Origin of the sequence: Tenacibaculum bernardetii, assembly GCF_029125915.1 — a bacterium.
Classification (GTDB): Bacteria; Bacteroidota; Bacteroidia; order Flavobacteriales; family Flavobacteriaceae; genus Polaribacter; species Polaribacter bernardetii.
In genome coordinates, this window is sequence record NZ_JAQJCU010000005.1 from 76,404 (window position 1) to 100,392 (window position 23,989).

The following is a 23,989-nucleotide window of genomic DNA, read 5'->3' on the forward strand; positions in this document are numbered from 1 at the left end:
TTTTTAATTAATAATTCATTTAGAGTACTAATAACTATTATTCTATTACAGTAACTAAATCTGTCATAGGTTTTCTAACTTTTACTAAGTTAACCAACCAATCTTCATTTTCTTTTCTATATCCTAATGGTAATAAAACAGCACTACGTAAACCTTTTTCACGTAAACCTAAAATTTTATCTACGGCATCTGGCTCAAAACCTTCTAAAGGTGTTGCATCTACACCTTCATAAGCTGCAGCTATAATAGCATGAGAAAAGGCAATATATGCTTGTTTAGCAGCGTGATTAAAGTTTTCTTCTTCATCTTTTTGTGGATACATACCTAATAACATTTGACGGTAGTTTTCCCAACCTTCATTCTTAAAACCACGAATTTCATTTGTTAAGTCGAACATATAATTAATTCTATCTACGGTATAAGTATCCCAAGCAGCAAAAACTAGTAAATGAGAACAGTCTGTAATTACAGATTGATTCCATGCAATTGGTTTTATTTGTTCTTTGATTTCTTGATTTTTAACTACAAAAATTTCAAAAGGCTGTAATCCGCTTGATGTTGCAGCCAAACGAGCAGCTTCTAAAATGCGTTCTATTTTATCTTCTGCTACTTTTTCGCCATTCATTGCTTTAGCAGCATATCTCCAATTTAATTTGTCTAATAATTCCATATTTTATTTTTTTGAAAGTTTTATTATTTGGTTTGAAGTAATAATTACTTCGGTATGATTTTTATTATTTGCTAACTGTACCATTGCTTGGGCAATATTATCAGCATCAATTATTTTATAATTCTTTAATTTACCTACAAATAATGGTTGTATAATTTTAAAAACACTTAAGCCTATTTGCTCTAATATTCTGCGTTCTTTTCGTTCGCCACCAATTAAAGAAGGTCTTAAAATGATAGTTTTTTCGATATTTTGAAGTAAAACATCATTTTCCATTTCTCCTTTTGTCTTATTATAAAACACACTACTTTTTTTATTTGCTCCCATTGCCGAAACAACTAAAAAGGTGGTAATTTTATTTTCTTTTGCCAATTTAGCAGCAACTACAGGAATACCATGGTCTATCTTTTTATATAAATTTTTATCAGGTGTTTTTTTTGCAGTTGTACCAATACAACAAAACACTTCATCCGCAGTAAAATCTGCTTTAAAATCTTCTAGTTTTAAAAGATCACCTATATACTGAGTTACTTTTGTTGGTAATCCATCAATTTTAGATCTTGAAAACAATTTGATGTTCTCATAACGATTATCGTTGATTAATTTCGTCAATAAATTAGAACCAGTTAACCCAGTTGCACCTAATATAATGGCTGTTTTTTTCATATTACTTACATACTTTTATACTATTCCAAGCCGATTGATAAGCTTCTTCAATATGTGTTTTATCTAGTGTAAATACACCTCGTTTCTGAGAAATCACTAAAAATGATAAAGGGTTTATGGCATATGCATATAATATATAATCTGACATTGGTTTTATAATACCTTCACTTTTTCCGCGATTCCATAAGTCGAGTAGGGGTTGTAGGTGTTTTATACCTTCTTGTCTACTTGGTTCATCAATCATTGGTGTATTATCACATTGTGCTAAAAACATTGAGTTTTCAGGATCTTTTAATTTAAAATCAGCAATACGTTTCCAAATAACTTCAAATCCAAGTTCTACAGATGTATTTTCATCATAAGTTTCAAAAGCATAATCTGTATATTTAGCTTTAACCTCTATATATGTTTGATTTACTAAATCTTGTTTGTTTTCGAAATATAAATAGATTGTTGCCGGAGAAACTTTAGCCATTTTAGCTATTTTGCTCATTGGTGTAGCATGAAATCCATTGTTATTTACCAATTCAATTGTGGCTTTAACAAGTGCGTTTCTTTTATCTATACTTTTTTGGAGTTTAGCCATTGTTGTTTGTTTTTCTAAATTTATAAGCTAGTGCTATCAAAACAAATTGCATTGGTAATCTTATTAAAGCTGCTTCATGACTACCAATTGCAGGAGTATCTGTAATAACATCCCAAATATGTATTGGTAAAAAAAGCAACATTAAAATTAATATTCCGCTTGCTGCAACACGTGTATATTTAGGAATTAATAACAGTACACCAAGAACGATTTCTATAATACCTGATACGTATATAATTGTTGATTTGTATATTAAAAAATCAGGCACAAATGCGTTAAAAAAATCAGGTTTAATAAAATGTTGTATACCAGCATATACTATAAATATAGCTAATAATATGCGTAAAAAATTCCAGATATGTTTCATTGTTTTCTTTTGATGGTACAAAGATATAAAAAAAGAATGAACATTCATTTTTTATATATAGTATTTATTTATACTACTATAAACAAGATCTAATCATTCATAAATAATACTAAACTTAAAAGAAGTTTGATTATTAAAATATGCATCTTTGCAGTATGTATCAATCTATTCTAAAACACATTCATGATCATATAACTCCTACAAAATTAGATTTAGAGAGGTTTAATGAGGCTTTAAATAAAGTATCAATATCTAAAGGTCAATTCTTATTAAAACCAGGTACAACTGTTAAACATGAGTATTTTGTTATTAAAGGTTGTTTAAAAGCTTATTATTTAGATGATAAAGGGAGTAGCCATATAATTCAGTTTGCTATAGAAAACTGGTGGGTTGGCGATTTTGATGCTTTTTATAATAAAATACCTTCAAAATTATATATAGAAGCTATTGAAGATTCTGAATTGTTAGCTATTAATTATGATAGTCTTCAAAATATTTATGACAAAGCTCCTATTTTTGAGCGTTATTTCAGAATCTTAACAACCCAAGCTTTTATATCTCAACGCAAACGAATATTATCAACTTTAGAAAAGAACACGCAAGAGCGATATCTTGAATTCTGTACTTCGTACCCCAAAATAGAAGATAGAGTTCCTAATTATGATATTGCCAATTATTTAGGTGTTTCTCCAGAAAACTTAAGTCGTGTAAGGCAACAAATGAAAAGTTAATTATATCTCAATTGATCTATATCAATGAGATTGATAATTATGTGCCGTAGCTTTGTTTTTTATTGTTAAAACAAGCAAAATACATGAGCAAACAACACCTATTAACGGCATATAATAAAAATATTAACCTAGCAAACCGAGTTGTCATGGCACCCATGACGCGTAGTAGAGCAGACAATAGTGGTAATATACCAACGGATGATTTACATGGTTTATATTATGAGCAACGTGCTTCTGCTGGATTAATTATTACAGAAGGTTCTCAAGTATCTACCAAAGCGGTGGGATATATTCATACAGCAGGAATCCATTCTGATGAACAAGTTGAAGGTTGGAAGAAAGTAACTAAACGTGTACATGATAAAGGAGGAAAAATATTCATTCAATTATGGCATGTTGGTAGAATGTCGCATCCTGATTTTCATAATGATAAATTACCTTTATCAGCATCAGCAATAAACCCTAACTCAAAATCATATACTCCAGAAGGTTTTAAAGATACTGTTACGCCTAAGGAAATGACTGTTGAAGATATTAAAGAAACAATTCAAGATTTTAAAAATGCAGCGGCTAATGCTGTTAAAGCTGGTTTTGATGGTGTAGAAATACACTCATCTAACGGTTATTTATTTCATCAATTTTTTAACGGAACCTCTAATAAAAGAACAGATAATTATGGTGGAACTATAGAGAACAGAGCTCGTTTCTTTTTTGAAGTACTAGATGCTGTAAAAGAAGTGATTCCCCAAGAGAAAATAGGAGCACGCTTTAATCCTTCATTAAATGGTTTATTCGGAATGACTATGGATGAAGATACAATTCCAACTTTTGAATATATTATTAAGAAATTAAATGATTACAACTTAGCATACATTCATCTTTCAGAACCTTTTACAGATGTATCTGAAGTTAAACATGCTGTTACTGAAATAGCAAAACACTTTAGACCTTTGTATAACGGTACCTTAATGATTAATTCAGCTTTTGATCAAGAAAAAGGAAATAAAATCATTGAGGAAGGTCTTGCGGATTTAGTAGCTTACGGAAAACCATTTATCTCTAATCCTGATTTAGTAGAACGTTTTGAAAACAATCTGGAATTAGCAACATGGAATGAAGATACATTTTATACTACCGGAGCAAAAGGGTATACAGATTATCCTAAAGCTTCAAAATAAATAATTTAACCTAAAACACATATATTATGAAATTTACAAGAAAAGCAAACGCAGAATGGAAAGGAAGTGGAAAAGAGGGGAAAGGAAGTATTACAACAGCAAGTAATGTTTTAGATAAAACACAATATTCATTTCAAACTCGTTTTGAAAATGGAGAAAAAGGAACAAACCCTGAAGAATTGATAGGAGCAGCCCACGCTGGTTGTTTTGCTATGCAATTGAGTTTTTTATTAAACGAAGCTAACTTTACAGCAACAAGTTTAAATGTTGATGCTACCGTTAGTTTTGAAGATGGAGCAATCACGAAAATCACTTTAAACTTAGAAGGAGATGTACCAAATATAGATGCAGAACAGTTTCAGCAAATAGCGCATAAAGCAAAAGAAGTGTGTCCTATTTCTAAATTATTAAATACAAACATCGAATTAAAAATCACTTTAAAAAACGCACAATAATGGCAACAACAATAGTAAAAGCATATGGTGCAACAGCACCAACAGAAGATTTAAAACCTTTAGATATAAATAGGAGAGCAGTAGGAGTAGGAGATGTTAAAATAGACATTACCTATTGTGGTGTTTGCCATAGTGATATACATACTGCAAGAAATGATTGGAAAGGATCTAACTATCCTGTAGTACCTGGCCATGAAATTATTGGTCGTGTAACAGAAATTGGTGGCGATGTAAGCAATTATAAAGTAGGTGATTTAGTAGGTGTAGGTTGTTTGGTAGATTCTTGTCAAACATGTGCGTCTTGTGAGCAAGATTTAGAGCAGTTTTGTGAAAAAGGAAGTACTTGGACATATAACAGTCCTGATAAACATATAGAAGGTGCTCAAACATATGGAGGTTATTCAACATCTGTAGTTGTAGATGAAAAATTTGTACTTCGTATACCAGAAAACTTAGATGAAGCAGCAACAGCGCCTTTATTGTGTGCAGGAGTTACTACGTGGTCGCCATTAGCGCATTGGAAAGTGAAAGAAGGCGATAAAGTAGGTGTAATCGGTTTAGGTGGTTTAGGCCATATGGGAGTTAAGTTTGCGAATGCATTAGGAGCTCACGTTGTTATGATTACCACATCACCAGAAAAAGGGAAAGATGCTAAAAGGCTAGGAGCTCATGAAGTTTTAGTATCTAAAGATGCAGATGACATGAAAAAACATCAGGGAAGTTTTGATTTTATCTTAAACACCATTCCTGTTGGTCATGAAATGGACCCTTATTTAGGTTTACTTAAAATTGATGCAACAATGGTATTAGTTGGTGCAGTAGAGCCTTTAAAACCATTTAATGGAGGAAGTATTATTATGGGACGTAAGCGTATTGCGGGTTCTTTAATTGGTGGTATTAAAGAAACACAAGAAATGTTAGATTTTTGTGGTAAACATAATATTACTAGTGATATTGAGCTTATAAACATGCAAGAAATCAATACAGCTTATGATCGTGTTACTAAAAACGATGTTAAATATAGGTTTGTAATTGATATGAAATCACTTAAATAAAACTATTATATATTAAAACAACATTAAAAATTATTTTAAATGTTGTTTTTTCTTAAAGAAAAGGTACAAACAGCTGTTTTGCACCTTTTTTTATGCGTTTTGTAGTAGATAACAACAAGATCTATTTTACTACTATTTTATTAGTTATCTTGATGATATACATATTATAAGAAAACGAAAACAGTGCCAATTAAACCCTAAAACATAGAGTAAATTAACACTGTTTAAAAAACAGGGGACTTGCGGGGACTTTTAATTGATGTTATTTTTTCTTAGCGAAAGGATCTATTGAGATACCTACGTTAAAATAACCTGTAGCATCTTGTGTATTTTTATAAATATAGTCTTTAGACGATACTCCTTTTTCAGTTAATTGATTGCTTATAAAGTTTTGTAAACCTCCTTGAAAAGTACCTATAAGAAAATTATTAAATCGGTATTCGTACATAACTCCAGATTTTATTTCTAACTGGCTGTATTCAAAAGTTTCAGTATAAGCAGGGTTATTTTCTATATTTACATAAAAACCATTACCACCAAAGGTACTACCTATAGAAAATCGACCATTTTCACCTACAAACCTTCTAAATAATAAACGTTGAGGCAATATAAAATCTAACTCCCACTTAGAGTTTTTAAATTTATGATTGTACGAAAAAGTAGGGAAAAATGGTATTTGAGATGTTGGATCAACAAAAACAATTGCACCCAAAGTCATCGTTGTGCGTTGTGTTCTCTTTAGTATAAAAGACAAACCCACTAAACTTTTAATACGTTCTAAACCTTTCTCATTCCCATCAACAATTAATGAGGCATTATAAATTACTGGTTTTTTGAATAATGAAGAGAAATAAGTAGAACTTATTGCCGTAGAGAAATTATGGAAATTTACAGTTCCGTTTTGCTCGAATATAGGTTCGTTAGCTTCATTGATATCCTCAAACTCAAAAGAATTTAATTGATAATTTAAAGAACCTGTAACCGCCCATTTTCTATTTTTTGATCTATGTAAAGGAATGTTAGCAGAGGCTTTAAATGTTTGTTGTGATTTTATTTTTGCATCATTAAAATCTACACCTAACAACTCCGAATTAAAGTCACGAGATAACGATTGACCATATTCAAAATTAAATAATCGAGCACTCGGAAATTTTTCTTTTACACTAATAGCTGTTTCTTTCTGAAATGATTCGTTTTTTTCTTGAGCGTTAACAATCGACGTTATAAAAAAAAGAGTTATAACTATTTTAAATTTATTCATTATTAAGGGTTCTTATATTTCTATTAAATTTATTTATCTGTTGATCTTTAAATACCATTGTAGTATGCGGAAAAGGAATTTGAACACCTTCATTATCAAAACGTTTTTTTATACTTTCGTATAAATCACATTTCATTCTAAAAGCATCATCAAAACTTGCAGCCCAAGCCCAAGCTCTTATAGTTATAGCAGAATCTCCTAAATTAATAACACGCACAACAACCTTTTTTTCATTGTTATACTTATCTAACTCACTACGATGATCTAATATATTAGGATGACTTTCGCATTCTTCTCTAATAATATGTTTTGCTAAATCAATATCACTATCGTATGAAATACCTATTTCTATCCATTGGAACACATTCGTTCACCTAAATCGTAGTTAACCAACTTCTCTTTGTTAATTACAGAATTAGGAATAACAATCATTTTGTTTTCATAATTCCTAATAATTGTATGGCGTAAAGTAATGTCTGTAACTTTACCTACCATAGTTTCATCTAGTTTTATAATATCGCCAATTTTAAAAGGTTTAAAAGTGATTATAAAAACTCCTCCAACCAAATTAGCTAAAGCTTCTTGAGATGCCACACCAGCAATCACAGCAATTACACCAGCACCACCTACAGCAGTTTGGGCAATACCACGTAAGGAAGGAAAAACAAGTATTGCCAATACAATTCCTATAAAATAGATACTAAAAAAAGAGATGTAACTTAAAAATTTATAACTCGTAGGATCTTCATTAGTCTTAATTTTTATAGCAATAGAACGTTTAAACCATGTTTGCGTTAATGAAGCTGTGGTTATAGTAGCTACAGCTACGATTCCTATATAAAATACTATGTAAAATTTTTGAGCAAATACTTTATAATTTTCTTTATCGATAAAAATAAAGACTAATGCCATAATACCTAAAACTAACCAAAGAGAATTTAATATTTTTCGAGTTAATTGAATTGTTTCAGGGGTTTCGTTTGGATGTTTTTTTCTTGATCTTTTTTCTAAGATGTTATGAAATAACTTCGTGAAAAAACGCAAAATTAAAACTACGCAAATCACTATTAACACATATATAATTACTCTTTTATTGGCTGTCCAAAATTCTATCATTTATACTTATTTATTTTTTTTAGTTTTATTTATTTCATTTGTTCAGTATTAAAAGAACCAATTTTATCAAAAAAACTATTCGTTTTTCCAATTTTCAATCAATTTAATACTTTCTTTTTGATAATACTCAATAAATTGGGTAAAGTCTTTCAATTGTGAGTTAAATTCAGGTGTCTTGCTAGTTCTATTACTAAGAATCTGAAGGACAACATCATTATAACTTGTAAGTGCATTAATACTATCTTTAAAAGAGTTTTTCCATTGCCCTAATTTGGTGTGAAAGTATCTTTTTCTATCTCCTGGTTTTGTTTTATAACCAATACGCTTTAACATTAATAAATTATTAATAGCATTACTAGTTGCACTTTTACTTAATTCTAAATTTTCTCTAACTTCATCAAAAGTTAACTCATGAGTGTCGGCCACAATAAGCAATGCATCAACACGAGCAGATGCAGGTGAAAGTCCCATACCTTCCTGAACGACACCAAAACTTTCTATAAGTTCTTTCTGCTTTTCTGTTAATTTATTTTTCATGTAGAGAGGTAAAATTAAATTTTTTAATAGTTGTTTCTGTTACTTTAATATACTTAAAACTAAAGATGTTTATATCGAAACTGTCTTAGCATATTGCATAAAATAAGATTCTAAACGCTTTAGAATAGGAGGCATTTTTTCTGAATAAATTACAAACTGACATTTATTTACACTCTGAGTAATTGACATAAGAGTTGTGTAAGAAGCGTTATTAACTAAAAAATCAGCATCATGTATGTTAAATATTTTTAATTGCGAAGTGCTTAACCCCTCTAATAAAAGTAATTTATTTACAATTTTAGGAGTAGCAATTAGCACATCAATCCCTTCAAATATTTCTGATTTTAATACATCAATATGTAACTTCTCGTCACCTAAATACACTCGAAATTCATGATATCTAGTGTATTTTAAAAAAGCGTTGTATACTTCAGTTGCCTTTTCGTTATTTTCTACTAAAACTATTGCTCTTGGTGCAGTACCAATGGCTTCAAATTTTAACTTATGTAATGTTGTTAATATCAGTGTTGTTGTTTTTCCGCTACCTTCTGGAGCAGTACAATAAGTATTTGCACCACTTTTTATTACAGGAATACTCGCTTTTTGAAAAGGAGTAGGAGTTGTTATTTCAAGAGATTCTAATTTCTCTTTTATATCAGATTGTAATTTTTTAAAAGGCATAGGAAATAAAAAGGATAACTAGTTTGGTTAGTGTTTTTAATAACCGCAAATATACAATTAAATAAATGTGAATATATTTTCAAAGAAATATAATTTAAGGGTTAAAAACTGTACAGTAGTAGTAAATCAATTAAGAAATATCATTATAGCACTTTTTATATTAATTTCATTTTATTAAGTTTATTTTAAATATATCTTTTACTCATAATATTCTTATTTTTACTTGAAAATTATCAATACTTACAAGTTATTTAATTAAAATACCAAGAATTTCTTTTCGAAATTCGTTATAATGCTTTTTCTTATCAATTAAATGAGGCAATTTGACACTTTTCCATTTTCTTCCAATCAATTCCATTGTAACAATTTTTGTGCAAAAAGATATTTTATCATTAATTTTAATCTTTGATCTTTTTTCAAACAACTCTCTTCTGTCCATTTCTGTAATAATTATTATTGCAAAGTTATTCTACATTAATTTAGTTATCAACCATATATAATATTGATAATAAGTGATTTTAAAAACAGTTTTACATCAAATTTGTTATATTTATAGCGTCCATAATTTTGATAAAACTATATCATATTCAGATTTGTTTTTAGGATACATCTCATAATTAAAGTATACTAAAACTTTGTATACATCTTAAAAAGAAGTATAATTAAACTGCAGTATCATATTCATCCGAAGAAATAAAGAACTAATACTTAAGTACACTTTAGTGCTTAATAATATGAGTATATTTTTATATTAAAAAGAACTTTATTAATTCTAATTTAGGATATATTTAAAACTTATAACTATTCAAAAAAAAAGTAAAAATACTTTGGTAGAATAGAAGTAAATCAAGTTCTTGCAACATTAAAATTGACAATTCATGGACAATATAATTACGTTTTCAATTACCGTATTTACCGCCTTTTTTGCTATGACAAATCCAATATCTAATATGACCGTTTTTTTGTCTTTAACGCAAGGAGCGGACAAGAAAACAAAATTAGATATTAATAAAAGAGCCAATATAACGGCGTTTATTATTGTAACTGTATTTATACTTTTAGGTAAATATATTTTTGAATTATTTAATATTAGTATTCCTGCATTTAAAATAACAGGAGGTATATTAATCTTTTTTATTGGTTTTGATATGCTACAATCAAAGCAATCTAATGTAAAAACCATTGATAATATAGATATAGATGAAAACATAGCTGTTTCACCACTTGCAATACCTATTTTAGCGGGACCAGGAACTATTGTAACGGCAATGAATTTTGTATCTAAAGCTGAGTCTTTACAATTATTTCTAGTAATTGCTATTTTTGGATTTATGAGTTTGTTAACTTATTTTACTTTTAAATTAAGTGACTTAATAGTTAAAGTAGTTGGTAATAATGTTATTTCTGTAATAGGTAAAATAATGGGATTAATAATAGCTATTATTGGAACCGGAATGATTATACAAGGTATAAAATTATCTTTTGATTTAATTTCTAAATAGATTACAACAAAAGCTAAATAACTTGCCAAGTACTGTTAGATGTACATCAAATTTGGTCAGAAAACCACCTGTTTTTAAATATAATTCATATTTATTAAAGCTAACATTTATTTGCCTTGTGTTTTTTATAAAATGATATAAAAACAAAAAAGTTACACTAATTTTGTTTCTTATTTATCTGTTATAAAACCTGAAATTTGTTAAAGAAAAACCAACAATTATCCCAAGAAAAATTTACAGAAGGAGATTATTTTGTATACTGTTTGGAAGGTGTTGACAATATAGAAACCAAAAAAATTACGGAAGCTCAAAAAAATATAGAGCAATTGACTTTACAATACGGAATAGCTAGTATTTATAAAACATGCGATACCATTGAAAGTTTAGAAGCTAGCTTAAATGCATTAGTTTTAGATGATCATAATTTTAAAGATTATGAAGTAATTTACCTGGTAATGAAAGGAGAAGCAAATAGTATTTGTTTAAATAACTATTATTATAGCCTACAAGAAATTGCAGAAATTTTTGAAGGAAGATTAAAAGGAAAAATTCTACATTTTTCAAATACTAAGGTTTTAAACTTAGATGAAGAAGAAGCTCAATATTTTTTAGATATCACAGGCGCAAGAGGTATTTCTGGTTATGGCAATGAGTTTAATGGTGTTTCTAGTTCAAACTTAGATAAAGTTTTTTTTAACTTATTTCAAGAAGATGATAATATGTTAGATGTTGTAGAAGAATTACATCAAAAACATTACAGAGCATGTAAATTACTTGATTTTAGATTATATTATTAAAATAAATATTATGTGATTTACATTTATCAGATTACATAAAACTTGTACTGTAATATTTTGTTTCTTCTCTAATATTTCTCTACTCAATTAATGCAACACTCTTTTCTGAAAGGGAATAGGAGGTGTGTGGAATGTAAATTTAAGTCAGTAACTTATTCAATTCTGGTAGAACCAAAAAAATCACTTATAATTATATTATCATTCATGTCAAATATCAATTAAAAAATAATAGTATAATACATTAAAGGTTAGTCTTCCTAAACGTGTTAGGGGTTATGTGTTTTATCATTTTAAATTGTCTGTTAAAGTTAGAAATGTTATTAAATCCAGATTTAAAAGCAATGTCGTTAATCGATAAATCCTTGTTAGTACTTAATAATTTACAAGCATTTTCAATCCGTAGTTCAATTAAAAAACGAACAAACGTTTTATTTGTTCGTTTTTTAAAATATTTGCAAAACGCATTTTTTGTCATATTCGCAACGCTTGCAATATCATCTAAAGTTATATTTTGACACGCGTTTTCTAATGTAAAATCAAATACATTTCGCATCCTTTTTCCTTCAATATCAGAATATTTTTTATCGTATACAAACATTGAAAGAGGAGCTGATTTTGCATTAGAAAAAATTTTCAGCACCTCTAAAAACAAGATAAAACGTTCTAATTTAGAAGCATCTTTTAGTTTTATAAAGTTTTTTATAATTTCATTTTTATGTGTTTTAATTACTAAACCTTGTAAAGTTTTAGATAAAAAATTTTTTATCTCTGCTAGTTCATTTAATTCAAAAAAAGAATCACCAAATGAAGATGTTGTAAAAAAAATACTCAACATTTTAGAGGTGTCTTCAGTATTCTTATCACTTTTAAATGCATGTGGTAAATTACTTCCAATAATAAAAATATCATTTTCAGAATAGCTAGAAACTTTATCACCAACTAATAAAGTACCTTTTCCTCTTTCAATAAAACTAATCTGAATTTCATCATGTTGATGTAATTTATCATAAAAAACAACCTCTATATCTTCTTGATAAATTAAGAAACTATTTTCTGGTTTTGGAATTTTAAATGGTAAAACTTTCATTTTAAATATTTTATTTTAATTTAAAATTACTCAATAATACAAAAATATGTACTATTAAGGATAATATAGTATCTAAAGTGGGTAATTTAATCTTATTTTAGTATTTGTTAACTCTTTAATTTTACAACATTAAAAATGGAATTATGAGTATACAATGGAACGGCGTAATGCCTGCTGTGTTTACATGGTTGAAAGAATCAAAATCTGGTTCTCTTGAAATTGACCTCGATGCAACACAAAAACAGGCGGCAGGTATTTTAAAAACTCAAGGAAAGGGAGGAAGTAGAATGAGTGGACTTGTCGGTTCTGGAACTCTGGGTGAGAATAGTTACCTTAGCACTAAGCAGCGTCTTTGCTTACTTAAATCTCTTTCTGAGGTTGCTAAAGAATATCATGTCCCGTTGATTAGTGGAGCAGCAGCAGAAACTAAGGAAGAACTTGCTAAAATTGTTGAAGGACTTTCAACAGTTGGAGTTGATACAGTTATGGTTATGCCGCCAAAAACTAAGGCGGTTCCTTCTGAAAAAGAAATGTATGAGTACTATGCACTTTCTGAAGCAACTGCAAAAGATGTAGGCGTAACAATTATGCCTTATAACAATCCTGATGCAGCTGGTTATCATGCGCTCTCAACAGAACTTCTTAAAAAAATTTCTGTTCTTCCTAAGGTAACTGCTCTTAAAATATCTACTATAGATGTTTCCATTATTGAAACCCTAATGTTAGAGAACAAAGATTTAAAAATTTTAGCTGGAGTAGACACAGTAACTGTATATGCAGGTCTTGCTGGAGCAAGTGGTGGCATTACAGGTGTAGGTACTATATTCCCAAAAGCAAGTGTAACAATGCAGGAGTATGTTTTAAATGGAGAATGGACTGAGGCATACAAAATTTCTCAGGCTTTAAATCCATTGTCGTATCTAGATGCTCAGCCACTGCTTATGGAGTATCTTAAGCTTGCTATGGGAATTCATCATAATGATATTGCTGGAGGGCTTCGTACTTTTGGTAAGAAATTAACGCAACAGCAAATTGATGATGTCCGTGTAAGATATATTTTGGCAAAAGAAAGACTTGAAGTTCTGGATTTAGTAGGTTAAGATTTTTAAGTATTCAAAAAAGAGAAAACTTTGTTTTTAAAGAAGCTAGAATATAGATATTTTAAAACGTTTACATATTCAGAGATGATTATGACAAAAATTTTCATCTAAAGCTATTATTGATAAAATACCTAGAATCTAAAAAGTAGTTTATAAATCAATAAAAATGATATCAGGAAAAAACTTTATTGGCAATCAATTATCTGCCAACGGAATCAAAAAATACAAAACCTTTAATCCGGAATTAAATATAGAGAATGCTACTGTTTTTACAGAAGCAACAGCTCAAGAAATTGATGACGCCGTAAATTTAGCAGCAAAAGCTTTTAAAGAACTTAGAACTGTTTCTGGAATTAAAAAAGCCGAATTTTTAAACGCAATTGCAGAGGAAATTTTAGCCTTAGACGATGTCTTAATAAAAACGTATTGCTTAGAATCAGGTTTGCCAGAAGGAAGAGCAAAAGGAGAAAGAGGAAGAACAATTGGACAATTACGAAGTTTTGCAAATTTAGTAGCAGAAGGATCTTGGGTTGAAGCAACCATAGATACCGCACTACCTAATAGAAAGCCAATACCAAAACCCGATATTAGAAAAATGTTAATTCCTTTAGGTCCAGTTGTCGTTTTTGGCGCAAGTAATTTTCCTTTAGCCTATTCTACAGCAGGAGGAGACACAGCAGCAGCTTTAGCCTCAGGTTGCCCAGTAATTGTAAAATCGCATCCAATGCATGCTGGCACAGGAGAGTTGGTAGCTTCTGCTATTGTTAAAGCAGCTAAAAAAACAGGAATGCCAAATGGTGTTTTTTCTAACTTAAATTCTAGTGGAATAGAAGTTGGACAACAATTAGTGGCACATCCAAAAGTAAAAGCTGTTGGTTTTACAGGAAGCATTAACGGAGGTAGAGCCTTACTAGATTTAGCTTCAAAAAGAACAGAACCAATTCCTGTTTTTGCAGAAATGGGAAGTATTAATCCTGTTATAATTTTACCAGAAGCACTAAAAAACAGACAAGCAGACATTGCTAAAACATATGCTAGTTCTATTACCTTAGGAACAGGTCAATTTTGTACAAATCCTGGATTATTATTAGGTATTAAAAGCGATGATTTAACAGGCTTTATAAATAATGTCTCGGAAGAGATTACTAAAATAAATCCGTCGTGTATGTTGCATCCAAATATTAAAAAAGGATACATAAGTAATAAAGAAAAAGTAGTGTCGCAAGATAACGTTACCGTAACAGCAAACTATACATCAGAGGTTCAAAATAATTATGCAGCACAAACGATTGTTACTGTCGATGGAAAAACATTTTTAGAAAACTCAGCATTACATTTAGAAGTTTTCGGACCTTTTTCTATGATTGTTCAATGTAAAAACGTAGAAGAATTAGAAGTGATTATTACTAGTTTAGAAGGGCAATTAACAGGAACTGTAATTTCCTATGAAAATGAAGTTGCTAACTATCCAGCAGTAATTGCTGCACTACAAAATAGAGTAGGACGTATTATTTTTAATAGCGTTCCAACAGGAGTAGAGGTTTGCGAATCTATGGTTCATGGAGGTCCTTATCCTGCATCTACAGATAGTAGATTTACAGCAGTGGGTGTTGGTTCTATAAAACGTTGGGTACGTCCGTTTAGTTATCAAGATTGGCCAAATGATTTATTGCCAAATGAATTAAAAAACGATAATCCTTCTAATATTTTTAGAGTTATAGATGGATTAAGAGCAAAAAAATAAGAAATGAGTAAGCACACATTTGTTTGTATAGATGCTCATACTTGCGGAAACCCTGTTAGAGTTATAAAAAGTGGAGGCCCAAAATTAATTGGAAATACCATAAGCGAAAAACGACTTTATTTTTTAAAAGAATTCGATTGGATAAGAAAGGGACTAATGTTTGAGCCTCGAGGACATGATATGATGAGTGGTAGCATCCTTTATCCACCAGATAGTTCAGACAATGACTTTGCTATTTTATTTATTGAAACGTCAGGTTGCTTACCAATGTGTGGACATGGTACAATTGGTACTATTACAGTTGCAATTGAAGAGGGTTTAATACAACCTAAAATTCCAGGAAAAATTAAAATGGAAGCACCTGCAGGTTTAGTAGAAATTGAATACAAGCAAGTAAACAATAAGGTTGAATGGGTAAAACTTACTAATGTAAAAAGTTATTTAGCTGCTCAAGAGCTAACAATAAATTGTCCAGAGTTAGGAAATATTACGTTTGATGTTGCTTATGGCGGGAATTATTATGCCATAGTAGATCCTCAGGAAAACTTCTCTGGTGTTCATGATTTTACAGCGTCAAAGATTATTCAATATTCTCAAATAGTACGTGATAGAATTAACGAAAAATATCCTAATCAATTTGTGCATCCAGAAAATAAAACTATAAAAAATGTAACACATATGCTGTGGACGGGTAACCCTATAGACCCAACATCATCAGGAAGAAATGCTGTCTTTTATGGAGATAAAGCTATAGATAGAAGCCCTTGTGGAACTGGTACTTCTGCAAGGTTAGCACAATTGTATGCCAAAGGAAAATTAAGACTAGGAGAAGCATTTATACACGAAAGCTTTATTGGCAGTAAATTTATAGGACGTGTTGATAAAGAAACCATTTTAGATAATAAATTAGCCATAATACCAAGCATTCAAGGCTGGGCAAAAGTTTTTGGGCACAATACAATTACCATCGACGATCAAGATGATCCTTATGCACATGGTTTCCAAGTAATTTAATATGAAAAAAAACGTCATAATAATTGGTGGAGGAATAATAGGTTTAAGTACAGCTTATTATCTTTTAGAAGAAGGCCATCAAGTAACTATAATTGATAAATCTAATTTCTCTAACGGTGCATCCTATGTTAATGCTGGTTATATAACACCTAGCCATTTTATTCCGTTAGCAGCTCCAGGAATGATTAATAAAGGAATTAAGTGGATGCTTAATCCAACGAGTCCTTTTTATATAAAGCCTCGTTTAAATGTAAATTTTTTTAAATGGACTTGGGCGTTTAAAAAATCTGCTACTGCGTCTAAAGTAAAAAAAGCAATTCCCGTAATTAAAGCTATTAATATTTTAAGTAGAGATTTATACGAAGACATTAAAGCATCTAACACATTTAATTTTCACTATGAACGTAAAGGTTTATTAATGTGCTATCAATCAGATAAAGTTGGTGAAGCAGAATGGGAGATTGGTAAACGCGGAATTGAAGAAGGTTTAGGTGTTAAAAATTTAACAAAAAAAGAAGTTGATGTTCTAGAGCCAAATGCAAACCTAAATATTAAAGGCGCTATTTATTTTGATTCGGATGCACATATGACTCCGACAGATTTTATGCCTGAAATGGTAAAGTATTTAAAGATAAAAGGAGTTATATTTTATGCTGATGAACACGTAAAAGATATTGAAGTAATAAACGGAAAAGTTTCAAAAATAATAACAAACAAACAAGAATTAAAAGCTGATGAAGTTGTTTTAGCTGCAGGAAGTTGGAGCCCTTTATTGACTAAAAAACTGGGATTACAAATTCCAATACAAGCTGGAAAAGGATACAGAATTAATGTAAACAGAGAAACAGGAATTACAATTCCCGCAATACTATGCGAAGCAAAAGTAGCAGTTACACCAATGCAAGGATTTACACGTTTTGCTGGCACGATGGAAATCGCAGGAATCAATCATAATATTAATCCAATTAGGGTGCAAACTATTGCCAATGCAGCTAAGAATTATTATAACAATTTGAATATTTCTGAAGAAGAAAAAGAGTCTGCAACTTGTGGATTAAGGCCATGCTCTCCAGATGGTTTACCTTATATTGGTAAATCTTCTAAATGTAATAATTTAACAATTGCAACAGGACATTCGATGATGGGTTGGAGTTTGGGGCCAGCAACAGGGAAGTTAGTTTCCGAAATAATTTCAGAAAAAAAGACTACTTTAGATTTAAGTCCATTTAATCCTGATAGAAAATTTTAATATGAGTATTGACTTAAAAATGTTTATTTGGTTTAAAAATTCTTAAAAAGCAATCGAGTGTTTTGGCAAGAGGCAATTTAACATAATGTCGAATTATAATACAAATTGTATAGTTCGAATGTTTATTGAGAATCGCGTATTTAAAAAATGATGAACCATTGTACAGAATATTAAATTCTCACAAATGCCAAAAAATGAATGTTTAATGACCCAAGTAATACAGCTTGTATAGAAACGAGAACATTCTGGGATATTTAACATAATATAATTATAACTTACAAACCCAATGTTTATAGTAAAACTTGAATATGATATAATTTGTATTATAATTAATATTATGTTAAATAGATTATTTTATAATAAAGAGTTATTAAATAATCCTACTCAAAATAAACATCCTATTTTTGCCGAATGCAAAAACATAAAAAATATAGATTAGAGTTTATTGGTTTAATGGCAGCCTTAATGTCGTTAGTAGCATTATCTATTGATGCATTATTACCTGCTTTAGAACAAATAGGAATCAGTATTAATATACCACAAAATTCAGACGATAATCAGTTACTAGTAACTATGATTTTTTTAGGATTGGGTTTTGGCCAGTTAATTTCGGGACCAATATCAGATAGTTTAGGAAGAAAACCTATAATATATTTTGGTTTCATCGTTTTTATTATTGCCAGTTTTATATGTATCAGCGCTACAAGTATAGAAATGATGGTTTTTGGTAGAATATTACAAGGTATTGGTTTATCTGCTCCGAGAACAATTAGTATTGCTATGGTAAGAGATAGTTTTGAAGGTAATTATATGGCCAAAATAATGTCTTTTATAGTGGTTATTTTCATCCTAGTTCCTGTTGTAGCGCCTGCTATTGGTAAGTTGATGTTAGATGCTTACGGTTGGAAATTTATATTTTATAGTCAATTAATATATGGCTTTATTGTTATGATTTGGTTATGGAAGCGCCAGCCAGAAACATTAAAAAAAGAAAACAGAACAACCTTGTCTTTTAGTCTTTTTATTGAAGGAACAAAGGAATTTTTAAAACATAAACAAGCCGTTGTATTTACCTTAATATCTGGGTTTATAACAGGTTCTTTTATGGTGTATTTAAGTGCTTCACAACGTATTTTTCAAGTACAATATGATTTAGCAAATGAATTTCCATACATATTTGCAGGTTTAGCTATTTCGGTAGGATTTGCAACTTTTTTAAACGGAACTTTTGTAATGAAGTTCGGAATGTTAAAATTAATTTCTACTTTTTTAATTGTTTTTACTTTAATTCCAATTATTTATATCGTCTTATTTTATGGAAAAGAAAACCCTAGTATTACTGTATTAATACCTTTTTTTGCCATACAGTTTTTCTCTATCGGTTTTCTCTTCGGAAATTTAAGAGCTTTAGCAATGCAACCTGTTGGTCATATTGCAGGTGTTGGAGCTGCAATAAACGGATTCGTATCTACAATTATGGCAGTTCCTATTGCTACCCTTATTGGAAAATATGTCGAAACCACTACCCTGCCTTTGTTTGTAGGTTTTTTAATTTGCGGAATTTTATCGTTATTATTATTGAACTTTACGAAGTTAAAAATTACAAATAATTAAACTTTATGAGCATTACTATTCTTTTTGAAGACGATTATGTACTTTGTGTTGCCAAACCTAATAATGTAGTTGTACATCATGCGCATCATTCTAGAAATGTTTCTGATGAAGATTCTTTATTGCAATTATTATTTAATCAATTCGGTCATAAATTTTATCCGATACATCGATTAGATAGAAAAACTTCAGGAATCATTTTATTAGCTAAAGAAACCAAACATGTTTCTAAATTTCAAGAGTTATTTACAAATAATGAGATTCAAAAAACATATTACGGAATTGTAAGAGGACATTCTCCAGAAAGTAAAGTGATTAATTCTCCTGTAAAAGGAAGAGATTCTGACGTTTATAAAGGGGCAGAAACACATTTAAAAACGGTTACGAATGTTATTGTAGATATTCCTGTAAAACCTTACGATAGTTCTCGATATAGCTTAGTAGAGATGAAACCTACCACAGGAAGATTACATCAGTTGCGTATTCATATGAATAAAATTAGCCATCCACTTATTGGTGATCCGAAATATGGTGACAAGAATCATAATGTAATGTTTATTGATAATTTTAACTGTGAAAATTTATTCTTACATGCATATTCTTTAGAGTTTATACATCCTTTTTCTAACGAAAAACAACTAATAAAGGCAGATTTACCAAATGACTGGAATATCGTTTTTAAACGTTTTAATTGGTATGTTTAAGGAAATAATATTAAAAATAATAGTGGAAAAATCATACCTAATAGCGCTAGCTTCCACCCTCTTTTAGAAAATCCGTTTTTACCTGCAGGGATTAAAATACCAGTAATAGCGATTAATAACATTGCTGCACCAAAAATATCAGAATACCATATCCAAAAATTATTTGTCGATTTATGTAAATACATAGCATGACCAATTATTGGCACTTTTTGTTTAAATTCTAAACTAGCAATACCAGATTTCATATCAACATCTAAAATGGTATTATTCTTATAATATACTCTAAGTTTATTATCTCTTACTCTATGACCATCATATTTTAAATTAAAATCTTTAGTAGCATCTATAAGAAACTCTTTGGTTATATTTTTAGAATCTTTTGGCAAAGTAATAGCTACTTCTTTGTTTTCGTAGGTATAATCCATCGGATACCAATCTCCTCTATGGTTTAATATAATTCCCGAAAAAGAAAAAGCGATAATTAAACCTACATAAAAATAGGCAAAGTCTCTGTGTAAACTACGATTTGTTACTTTCATTAAATTGATTTTAAAAAAAACAAATATATCAGAATTAACTTTAAATAATATTTATAAACAAAAAAAGGTTGACAATTATGTCAACCTTTTTAATTTAATATGTAAGTTTTTAAATTTCCTGAAAAATAGCGTGCATTAAACGTTTTTTGTCATTAATGCTTTCTTCTAAAGAAATCATAGTTTCAGTTCGGTTTACTCCGCTAATATCATCTATTTTATAAATAATGTCTTTTGCATCATTAGTGCTTTTAGCTCTTACTTTACAAAAAATATTGTATTTACCAGCAGTAACATAAGCAACAGTTACGTTTGGTATTAAACGCAAACTATCTAAAACATGCTGAGTCATAGATGTTTTTTCTAAATATACACCTACATGAGCTATAAAAGTATATCCCATTTTATCGTAGTTCAAAGTTAGTGTTGAACCTTGAATAATACCTTCATCTTCCATCTTTTTAACACGCACGTGAATAGTACCAGCTGATACTAATAACTTTTTTGCAATGTCGGTAAAAGGAGTACGCGCATTTTCAATTAAAATATCTAAAATTTGATGATCAATCTCATCTAATACAAACTTTTTCATTTTTCTGTTTTATTCAAGTAATATTGCTAAAATATGATTTTTTTCTATTTAAAAAAGACTTTTACTGAGAAATATTTAGATTTATATCTTTTCCTTTGAATTCTTTATGCCCCAAATATGAAGATAAATCGCCTTCTTTTTCTTTCATTAAATCCAGTGCAAATTTACTATTTTCTAATTTCTCTACATACTGATATGCTACATCTTTTTGATTATTTTTTGACCTATAAATAACATCATAGAAGTTCTTGATATTGTTTGGAATAGATAAATAATCTAAGTGATTTTCGAAGTTTTCAGCAACCGAAATATGATATATTCCTTGTAAAATAGCAAAGAAATTATATTTTCTTACGATTTCTCGTTCGTAATCATTCGGATAATGACCTCCTTCTATCAAAATAGTGTTATGTCCTAATTTCTGAAAATTATCTCCAGTTGCCGTCGGATAAAACTCATCAGTATAACGACCTATATAATTTGGAATTATTTTTTGAAGTAAGCCATTCATAGAGACTATAACATTCATAGTTTCTTTACGACCTTTTGTAATTTTGCGACTTTCTTCTTCTGAAGGAGCTAAAAATGAAATAGTAGCCGGGTTTTTGGTTCCCTCTACCCCAAAAATAGTTCTCTGATCATGAAGGTTAAAACAAAAATCTGGTTTAAACCTATCTAATATGCTACGTAATAACTTACTTTCTTTAGCTTGCAAAGCAACAGCATCTCTGTTTAAATCGATTCCATTCGCATTAACACGCGTATATACCTCTGCTCCATCAGGATTTAACATCGGTATAATTTTTATAGTACAGTTCTCTAAAACTGCTGTGACTATTTTATTTTTTGAGTGTAGTTTTATGAAATTTAAAAAATCGAACACTGCTTTAGTACCTGTACTTTCATTACCATGCATTTGGCTCCATACAAGTATTTTTCTTTTACCGGATCCTAATTTTAATTGATAAATATCCTTACCTACTTCAGATTTACCTATAATTTTATGTTCGATATTTTTATCTAAGCCATCAAAAAGAGGCTTAATATCATTAAGTGTTATATGCCTTCCTGATATTCTTTCTTCTTTAATTTCAGAATAATGTTCTTCTAAAAATGTAGCGTCTAAAAGATTCATATTATAAAGTAAACCAATCTGCAATTAATTCTTTTTCTATAGGCTCGGTTGTAGCATGGATATAATCATTTTTAACCATATCATACATATAATCTTTAGACCATTCTTCTATATTTTCAGTTAAGGTTTTTAATGAATTACAAATAAATTGTATTTCGGTATCTGTAATTGTAGGGTGTACAGACAAACGTACCCAACCTGGTTTATCAGTATTACAACCTTCTAATATTTGATCTTTTATTTTGTTTGATTTATCTAAATCTACATTTAATAAAAAGTGACCATAAGTACCGGCACAAGAACAACCTCCTCTTGTTTGAATTCCGAAACGATCGTTTAATAATTTAACCACTAAATTGAAATGGTACTTTTCATAGTAAAAAGAAAAAATACTCAATCGATCTTTAGTATTAGGCGCTAAAATTTTTACACCTTCTAAGTTTTCCAAACAATTAAAAATAATAGGGTTTATTTCATCTTCACGTTCTTTCATCTTATCAGTTCCCATCTGATTTTTTAACTGAATAGACAATGCTATTTTAATCGTTTGTAAAAAAGCTGGAGTTCCACCATCTTCTCGTGTTTCAACATCATCAAAATAATCATGTCCTCCCCAAGGATTGGTGTAGCTAACAGTTCCACCACCTGGATTATCAGGAATCATGTTTTTATATAATTTTTTATTAAAAATCAATACTCCAGAACTTCCTGGTCCTCCTAAAAATTTATGAGGAGAAAAGAAAACAGCATCTAAATACTCATCTTCATTTTCTGGATGCATATTTATATCAACATAAGGCGCCGAACAAGCAAAATCAACAAAACATAAACCTCCATATTTATGAATTAATGAAGCTACTTTATGATAATCTGTTTTAATACCTGTTACATTAGAACCTGCAATAATCGATGCAATTTTTATAGGCCTATCTATATACTCTTTTATGATTTCCTCAAACATTTCTAAGCATATAAGGCCTTCTTTGTTACAAGGTACAACAGCTACATCAGCTATTGTTTCTATCCATGATGTTTGGTTAGAGTGGTGCTCCATATGACTTACAAAAACAATCGGACGTTTTTCTTCAGGTATTTCTGTATGCTCTTTTAAGTTTTCAGAAACCTTTAAACCTAAAATACGTTGAAATTTATTTACAACACCCGTCATTCCTGATCCTTCAGTAATTAATACATCATCTTTTGAAGCATTTACATGACGCTTAATTATATTTCTAGCTTCATGATAAGCTAATGTCATAGCGGCTCCTGAAGTAGATGTTTCTGTATGTGTATTTGCTACAAATGGGCCAAATTCATTTAATAATTTTTCTTCTATAGGTCTGTATAATCTACCACTAGCAGTCCAATCAGTATATAACATTTTTTGTTCTCCATAAGGAGATGTATATGTTTGATTGATGCCAACAATGTTTTTTTTAAACTTAGCAAAATATTGTTCTAAATTCATAATTTTAATATTGTTTTTATGGTCTAAAATTAGAGTTCTACTAAGAGTTAGCCTAAACGGTTTATAATATTAACTAATTTGTAACTTTTGTTTATTTAAAGTCTAAACTTACCTCCTATTAAAATAGTGTTTTCAAAGAAGTAAAAA

The 23,989-nt window shown here is 29.7% G+C and carries 26 protein-coding genes; 12 read left to right on the top strand and 14 right to left on the bottom strand.

All coding sequences use genetic code 11. The annotated features are described in order from the left end of the window. Positions 1-37: 37 nt before the first annotated feature. The 4 genes from P2G10_RS05610 to P2G10_RS05625 are packed head-to-tail and all read right to left on the bottom strand — an operon-like array spanning position 38 to position 2,289. The gene (locus P2G10_RS05610; RefSeq protein WP_218772526.1) at positions 38-670 is read right to left on the bottom strand and encodes an NAD(P)H-dependent oxidoreductase; all 633 of its coding nucleotides are present in this window, start codon (positions 668-670) and stop codon (positions 38-40) included. A 3-nt stretch (positions 671-673) separates the two neighbouring features. Beyond that, the gene (locus P2G10_RS05615; RefSeq protein WP_275315581.1) at positions 674-1,336 is read right to left on the bottom strand and encodes an NAD(P)H-binding protein; all 663 of its coding nucleotides are present in this window, start codon (positions 1,334-1,336) and stop codon (positions 674-676) included. Between the two features lies 1 nt (position 1,337). Beyond that, positions 1,338-1,922 carry a TetR/AcrR family transcriptional regulator gene (locus tag P2G10_RS05620; RefSeq protein ID WP_218772524.1) on the bottom strand — a complete coding sequence of 195 codons (585 nt, stop codon included), beginning with the start codon at positions 1,920-1,922 and terminating at the stop codon, positions 1,338-1,340. Next, positions 1,915-2,289, bottom strand: a complete 375-nt coding sequence (locus P2G10_RS05625) for a DoxX family protein (protein WP_275315584.1) — start codon at positions 2,287-2,289, stop codon at positions 1,915-1,917. Before P2G10_RS05625 ends, P2G10_RS05620 begins: the two co-directional genes overlap by 8 nt. Before the next feature lie 155 nt (positions 2,290-2,444). Between P2G10_RS05625 and P2G10_RS05630 the strand changes: the two genes are divergently transcribed. The 4 genes from P2G10_RS05630 (at position 2,445) to P2G10_RS05645 (ending at position 5,708) form a co-directional block, all read left to right on the top strand. After that, entirely contained in the window at positions 2,445-3,020 is a 576-nt protein-coding gene (locus tag P2G10_RS05630; protein ID WP_275315586.1) for a Crp/Fnr family transcriptional regulator, read from the top strand. Between the two features lie 83 nt (positions 3,021-3,103). Beyond that, the gene (locus P2G10_RS05635) at positions 3,104-4,198 is read left to right on the top strand and encodes an alkene reductase (protein ID WP_275315587.1); all 1,095 of its coding nucleotides are present in this window, start codon (positions 3,104-3,106) and stop codon (positions 4,196-4,198) included. A 26-nt stretch (positions 4,199-4,224) separates the two neighbouring features. Beyond that, on the top strand, positions 4,225-4,653 hold the full coding sequence (locus tag P2G10_RS05640; RefSeq protein ID WP_218772520.1) for an OsmC family protein: 429 nt from the start codon (positions 4,225-4,227) through the stop codon (positions 4,651-4,653). Further along, a complete protein-coding gene (locus P2G10_RS05645; RefSeq protein ID WP_275315590.1) occupies positions 4,653-5,708 on the top strand; it encodes an NAD(P)-dependent alcohol dehydrogenase in 1,056 nt (351 codons plus the stop codon). Before P2G10_RS05640 ends, P2G10_RS05645 begins: the two co-directional genes overlap by 1 nt. 262 nt (positions 5,709-5,970) lie before the next feature. Here P2G10_RS05645 and P2G10_RS05650 read toward each other — a convergent pair whose 3' ends face one another. The 5 genes from P2G10_RS05650 to P2G10_RS05665 form a co-directional block, all read right to left on the bottom strand. Next, positions 5,971-6,969 (bottom strand): hypothetical protein, encoded by a 999-nt coding sequence (locus tag P2G10_RS05650; protein WP_275315591.1) that lies wholly within the window; start codon positions 6,967-6,969, stop codon positions 5,971-5,973. Next, positions 6,962-7,333: a mechanosensitive ion channel family protein gene (locus P2G10_RS12740; RefSeq protein ID WP_338056305.1), complete on the bottom strand. Its 372-nt coding sequence runs from the start codon at positions 7,331-7,333 to the stop codon at positions 6,962-6,964. The genes P2G10_RS05650 and P2G10_RS12740 overlap by 8 nt, the downstream gene beginning before the upstream one ends. Then, positions 7,318-8,085, bottom strand: coding sequence for a mechanosensitive ion channel family protein (locus P2G10_RS05655; protein WP_338056306.1), 768 nt, complete (start codon positions 8,083-8,085; stop codon positions 7,318-7,320). The genes P2G10_RS12740 and P2G10_RS05655 overlap by 16 nt, the downstream gene beginning before the upstream one ends. Positions 8,086-8,160: 75 nt before the next feature. Next, positions 8,161-8,622 (bottom strand): GbsR/MarR family transcriptional regulator, encoded by a 462-nt coding sequence (locus tag P2G10_RS05660; protein ID WP_218772516.1) that lies wholly within the window; start codon positions 8,620-8,622, stop codon positions 8,161-8,163. A gap of 69 nt (positions 8,623-8,691) precedes the next feature. Beyond that, the gene (locus P2G10_RS05665) at positions 8,692-9,303 is read right to left on the bottom strand and encodes a DEAD/DEAH box helicase (protein ID WP_218772515.1); all 612 of its coding nucleotides are present in this window, start codon (positions 9,301-9,303) and stop codon (positions 8,692-8,694) included. Between the two features lie 878 nt (positions 9,304-10,181). Here P2G10_RS05665 and P2G10_RS05670 point away from each other — a divergent pair. Both P2G10_RS05670 and P2G10_RS05675 read left to right on the top strand, forming a co-directional pair. Continuing rightward, positions 10,182-10,805 carry a MarC family protein gene (locus P2G10_RS05670; protein ID WP_218772513.1) on the top strand — a complete coding sequence of 208 codons (624 nt, stop codon included), beginning with the start codon at positions 10,182-10,184 and terminating at the stop codon, positions 10,803-10,805. A gap of 197 nt (positions 10,806-11,002) precedes the next feature. Next, complete coding sequence (locus P2G10_RS05675; protein WP_275315593.1) at positions 11,003-11,602, top strand: DUF6642 family protein; 600 nt, start codon at positions 11,003-11,005, stop codon at positions 11,600-11,602. A 241-nt stretch (positions 11,603-11,843) separates the two neighbouring features. Here the strand turns inward: P2G10_RS05675 and P2G10_RS05680 are convergent, their stop codons facing one another. Then, entirely contained in the window at positions 11,844-12,689 is an 846-nt protein-coding gene (locus tag P2G10_RS05680; RefSeq protein WP_275315594.1) for an AraC family transcriptional regulator, read from the bottom strand. Between the two features lie 143 nt (positions 12,690-12,832). On the opposite strand from P2G10_RS05680, the gene P2G10_RS05685 reads away from it, so the two are divergent. From P2G10_RS05685 to P2G10_RS05710, 6 genes are all read left to right on the top strand, one after another. Further along, entirely contained in the window at positions 12,833-13,789 is a 957-nt protein-coding gene (locus P2G10_RS05685; protein WP_218772510.1) for a dihydrodipicolinate synthase family protein, read from the top strand. A 166-nt stretch (positions 13,790-13,955) separates the two neighbouring features. Continuing rightward, positions 13,956-15,533, top strand: a complete 1,578-nt coding sequence (locus tag P2G10_RS05690; RefSeq protein ID WP_275315595.1) for an aldehyde dehydrogenase (NADP(+)) — start codon at positions 13,956-13,958, stop codon at positions 15,531-15,533. 3 nt (positions 15,534-15,536) lie between these two features. Beyond that, entirely contained in the window at positions 15,537-16,547 is a 1,011-nt protein-coding gene (locus P2G10_RS05695; RefSeq protein WP_218772508.1) for a 4-hydroxyproline epimerase, read from the top strand. A gap of 1 nt (position 16,548) precedes the next feature. After that, positions 16,549-17,796, top strand: a complete 1,248-nt coding sequence (locus P2G10_RS05700) for an NAD(P)/FAD-dependent oxidoreductase (protein WP_275315596.1) — start codon at positions 16,549-16,551, stop codon at positions 17,794-17,796. 411 nt (positions 17,797-18,207) lie between these two features. Then, the gene (locus tag P2G10_RS05705) at positions 18,208-19,410 is read left to right on the top strand and encodes a multidrug effflux MFS transporter (protein WP_275315597.1); all 1,203 of its coding nucleotides are present in this window, start codon (positions 18,208-18,210) and stop codon (positions 19,408-19,410) included. Positions 19,411-19,415: 5 nt separating this feature from the next. Then, positions 19,416-20,111 (top strand): pseudouridine synthase, encoded by a 696-nt coding sequence (locus tag P2G10_RS05710; protein ID WP_275315598.1) that lies wholly within the window; start codon positions 19,416-19,418, stop codon positions 20,109-20,111. Here the strand turns inward: P2G10_RS05710 and P2G10_RS05715 are convergent. The 4 genes from P2G10_RS05715 to P2G10_RS05730 all read right to left on the bottom strand — a co-directional run bounded on the left by P2G10_RS05715 (position 20,108) and on the right by P2G10_RS05730 (position 23,842). After that, positions 20,108-20,650: a PepSY-associated TM helix domain-containing protein gene (locus P2G10_RS05715; protein ID WP_275315600.1), complete on the bottom strand. Its 543-nt coding sequence runs from the start codon at positions 20,648-20,650 to the stop codon at positions 20,108-20,110. The two genes, P2G10_RS05710 and P2G10_RS05715, sit on opposite strands and share 4 nt — an antisense overlap. Positions 20,651-20,759: 109 nt before the next feature. Continuing rightward, a complete protein-coding gene (locus P2G10_RS05720; protein ID WP_218772498.1) occupies positions 20,760-21,239 on the bottom strand; it encodes an Lrp/AsnC family transcriptional regulator in 480 nt (159 codons plus the stop codon). 61 nt (positions 21,240-21,300) lie between these two features. Then, positions 21,301-22,374, bottom strand: a complete 1,074-nt coding sequence (locus tag P2G10_RS05725; RefSeq protein WP_275315602.1) for a M14 family metallopeptidase — start codon at positions 22,372-22,374, stop codon at positions 21,301-21,303. A 1-nt stretch (position 22,375) separates the two neighbouring features. Further along, entirely contained in the window at positions 22,376-23,842 is a 1,467-nt protein-coding gene (locus P2G10_RS05730) for an aminotransferase class V-fold PLP-dependent enzyme (protein ID WP_275315603.1), read from the bottom strand. Positions 23,843-23,989 lie beyond the last annotated feature (147 nt).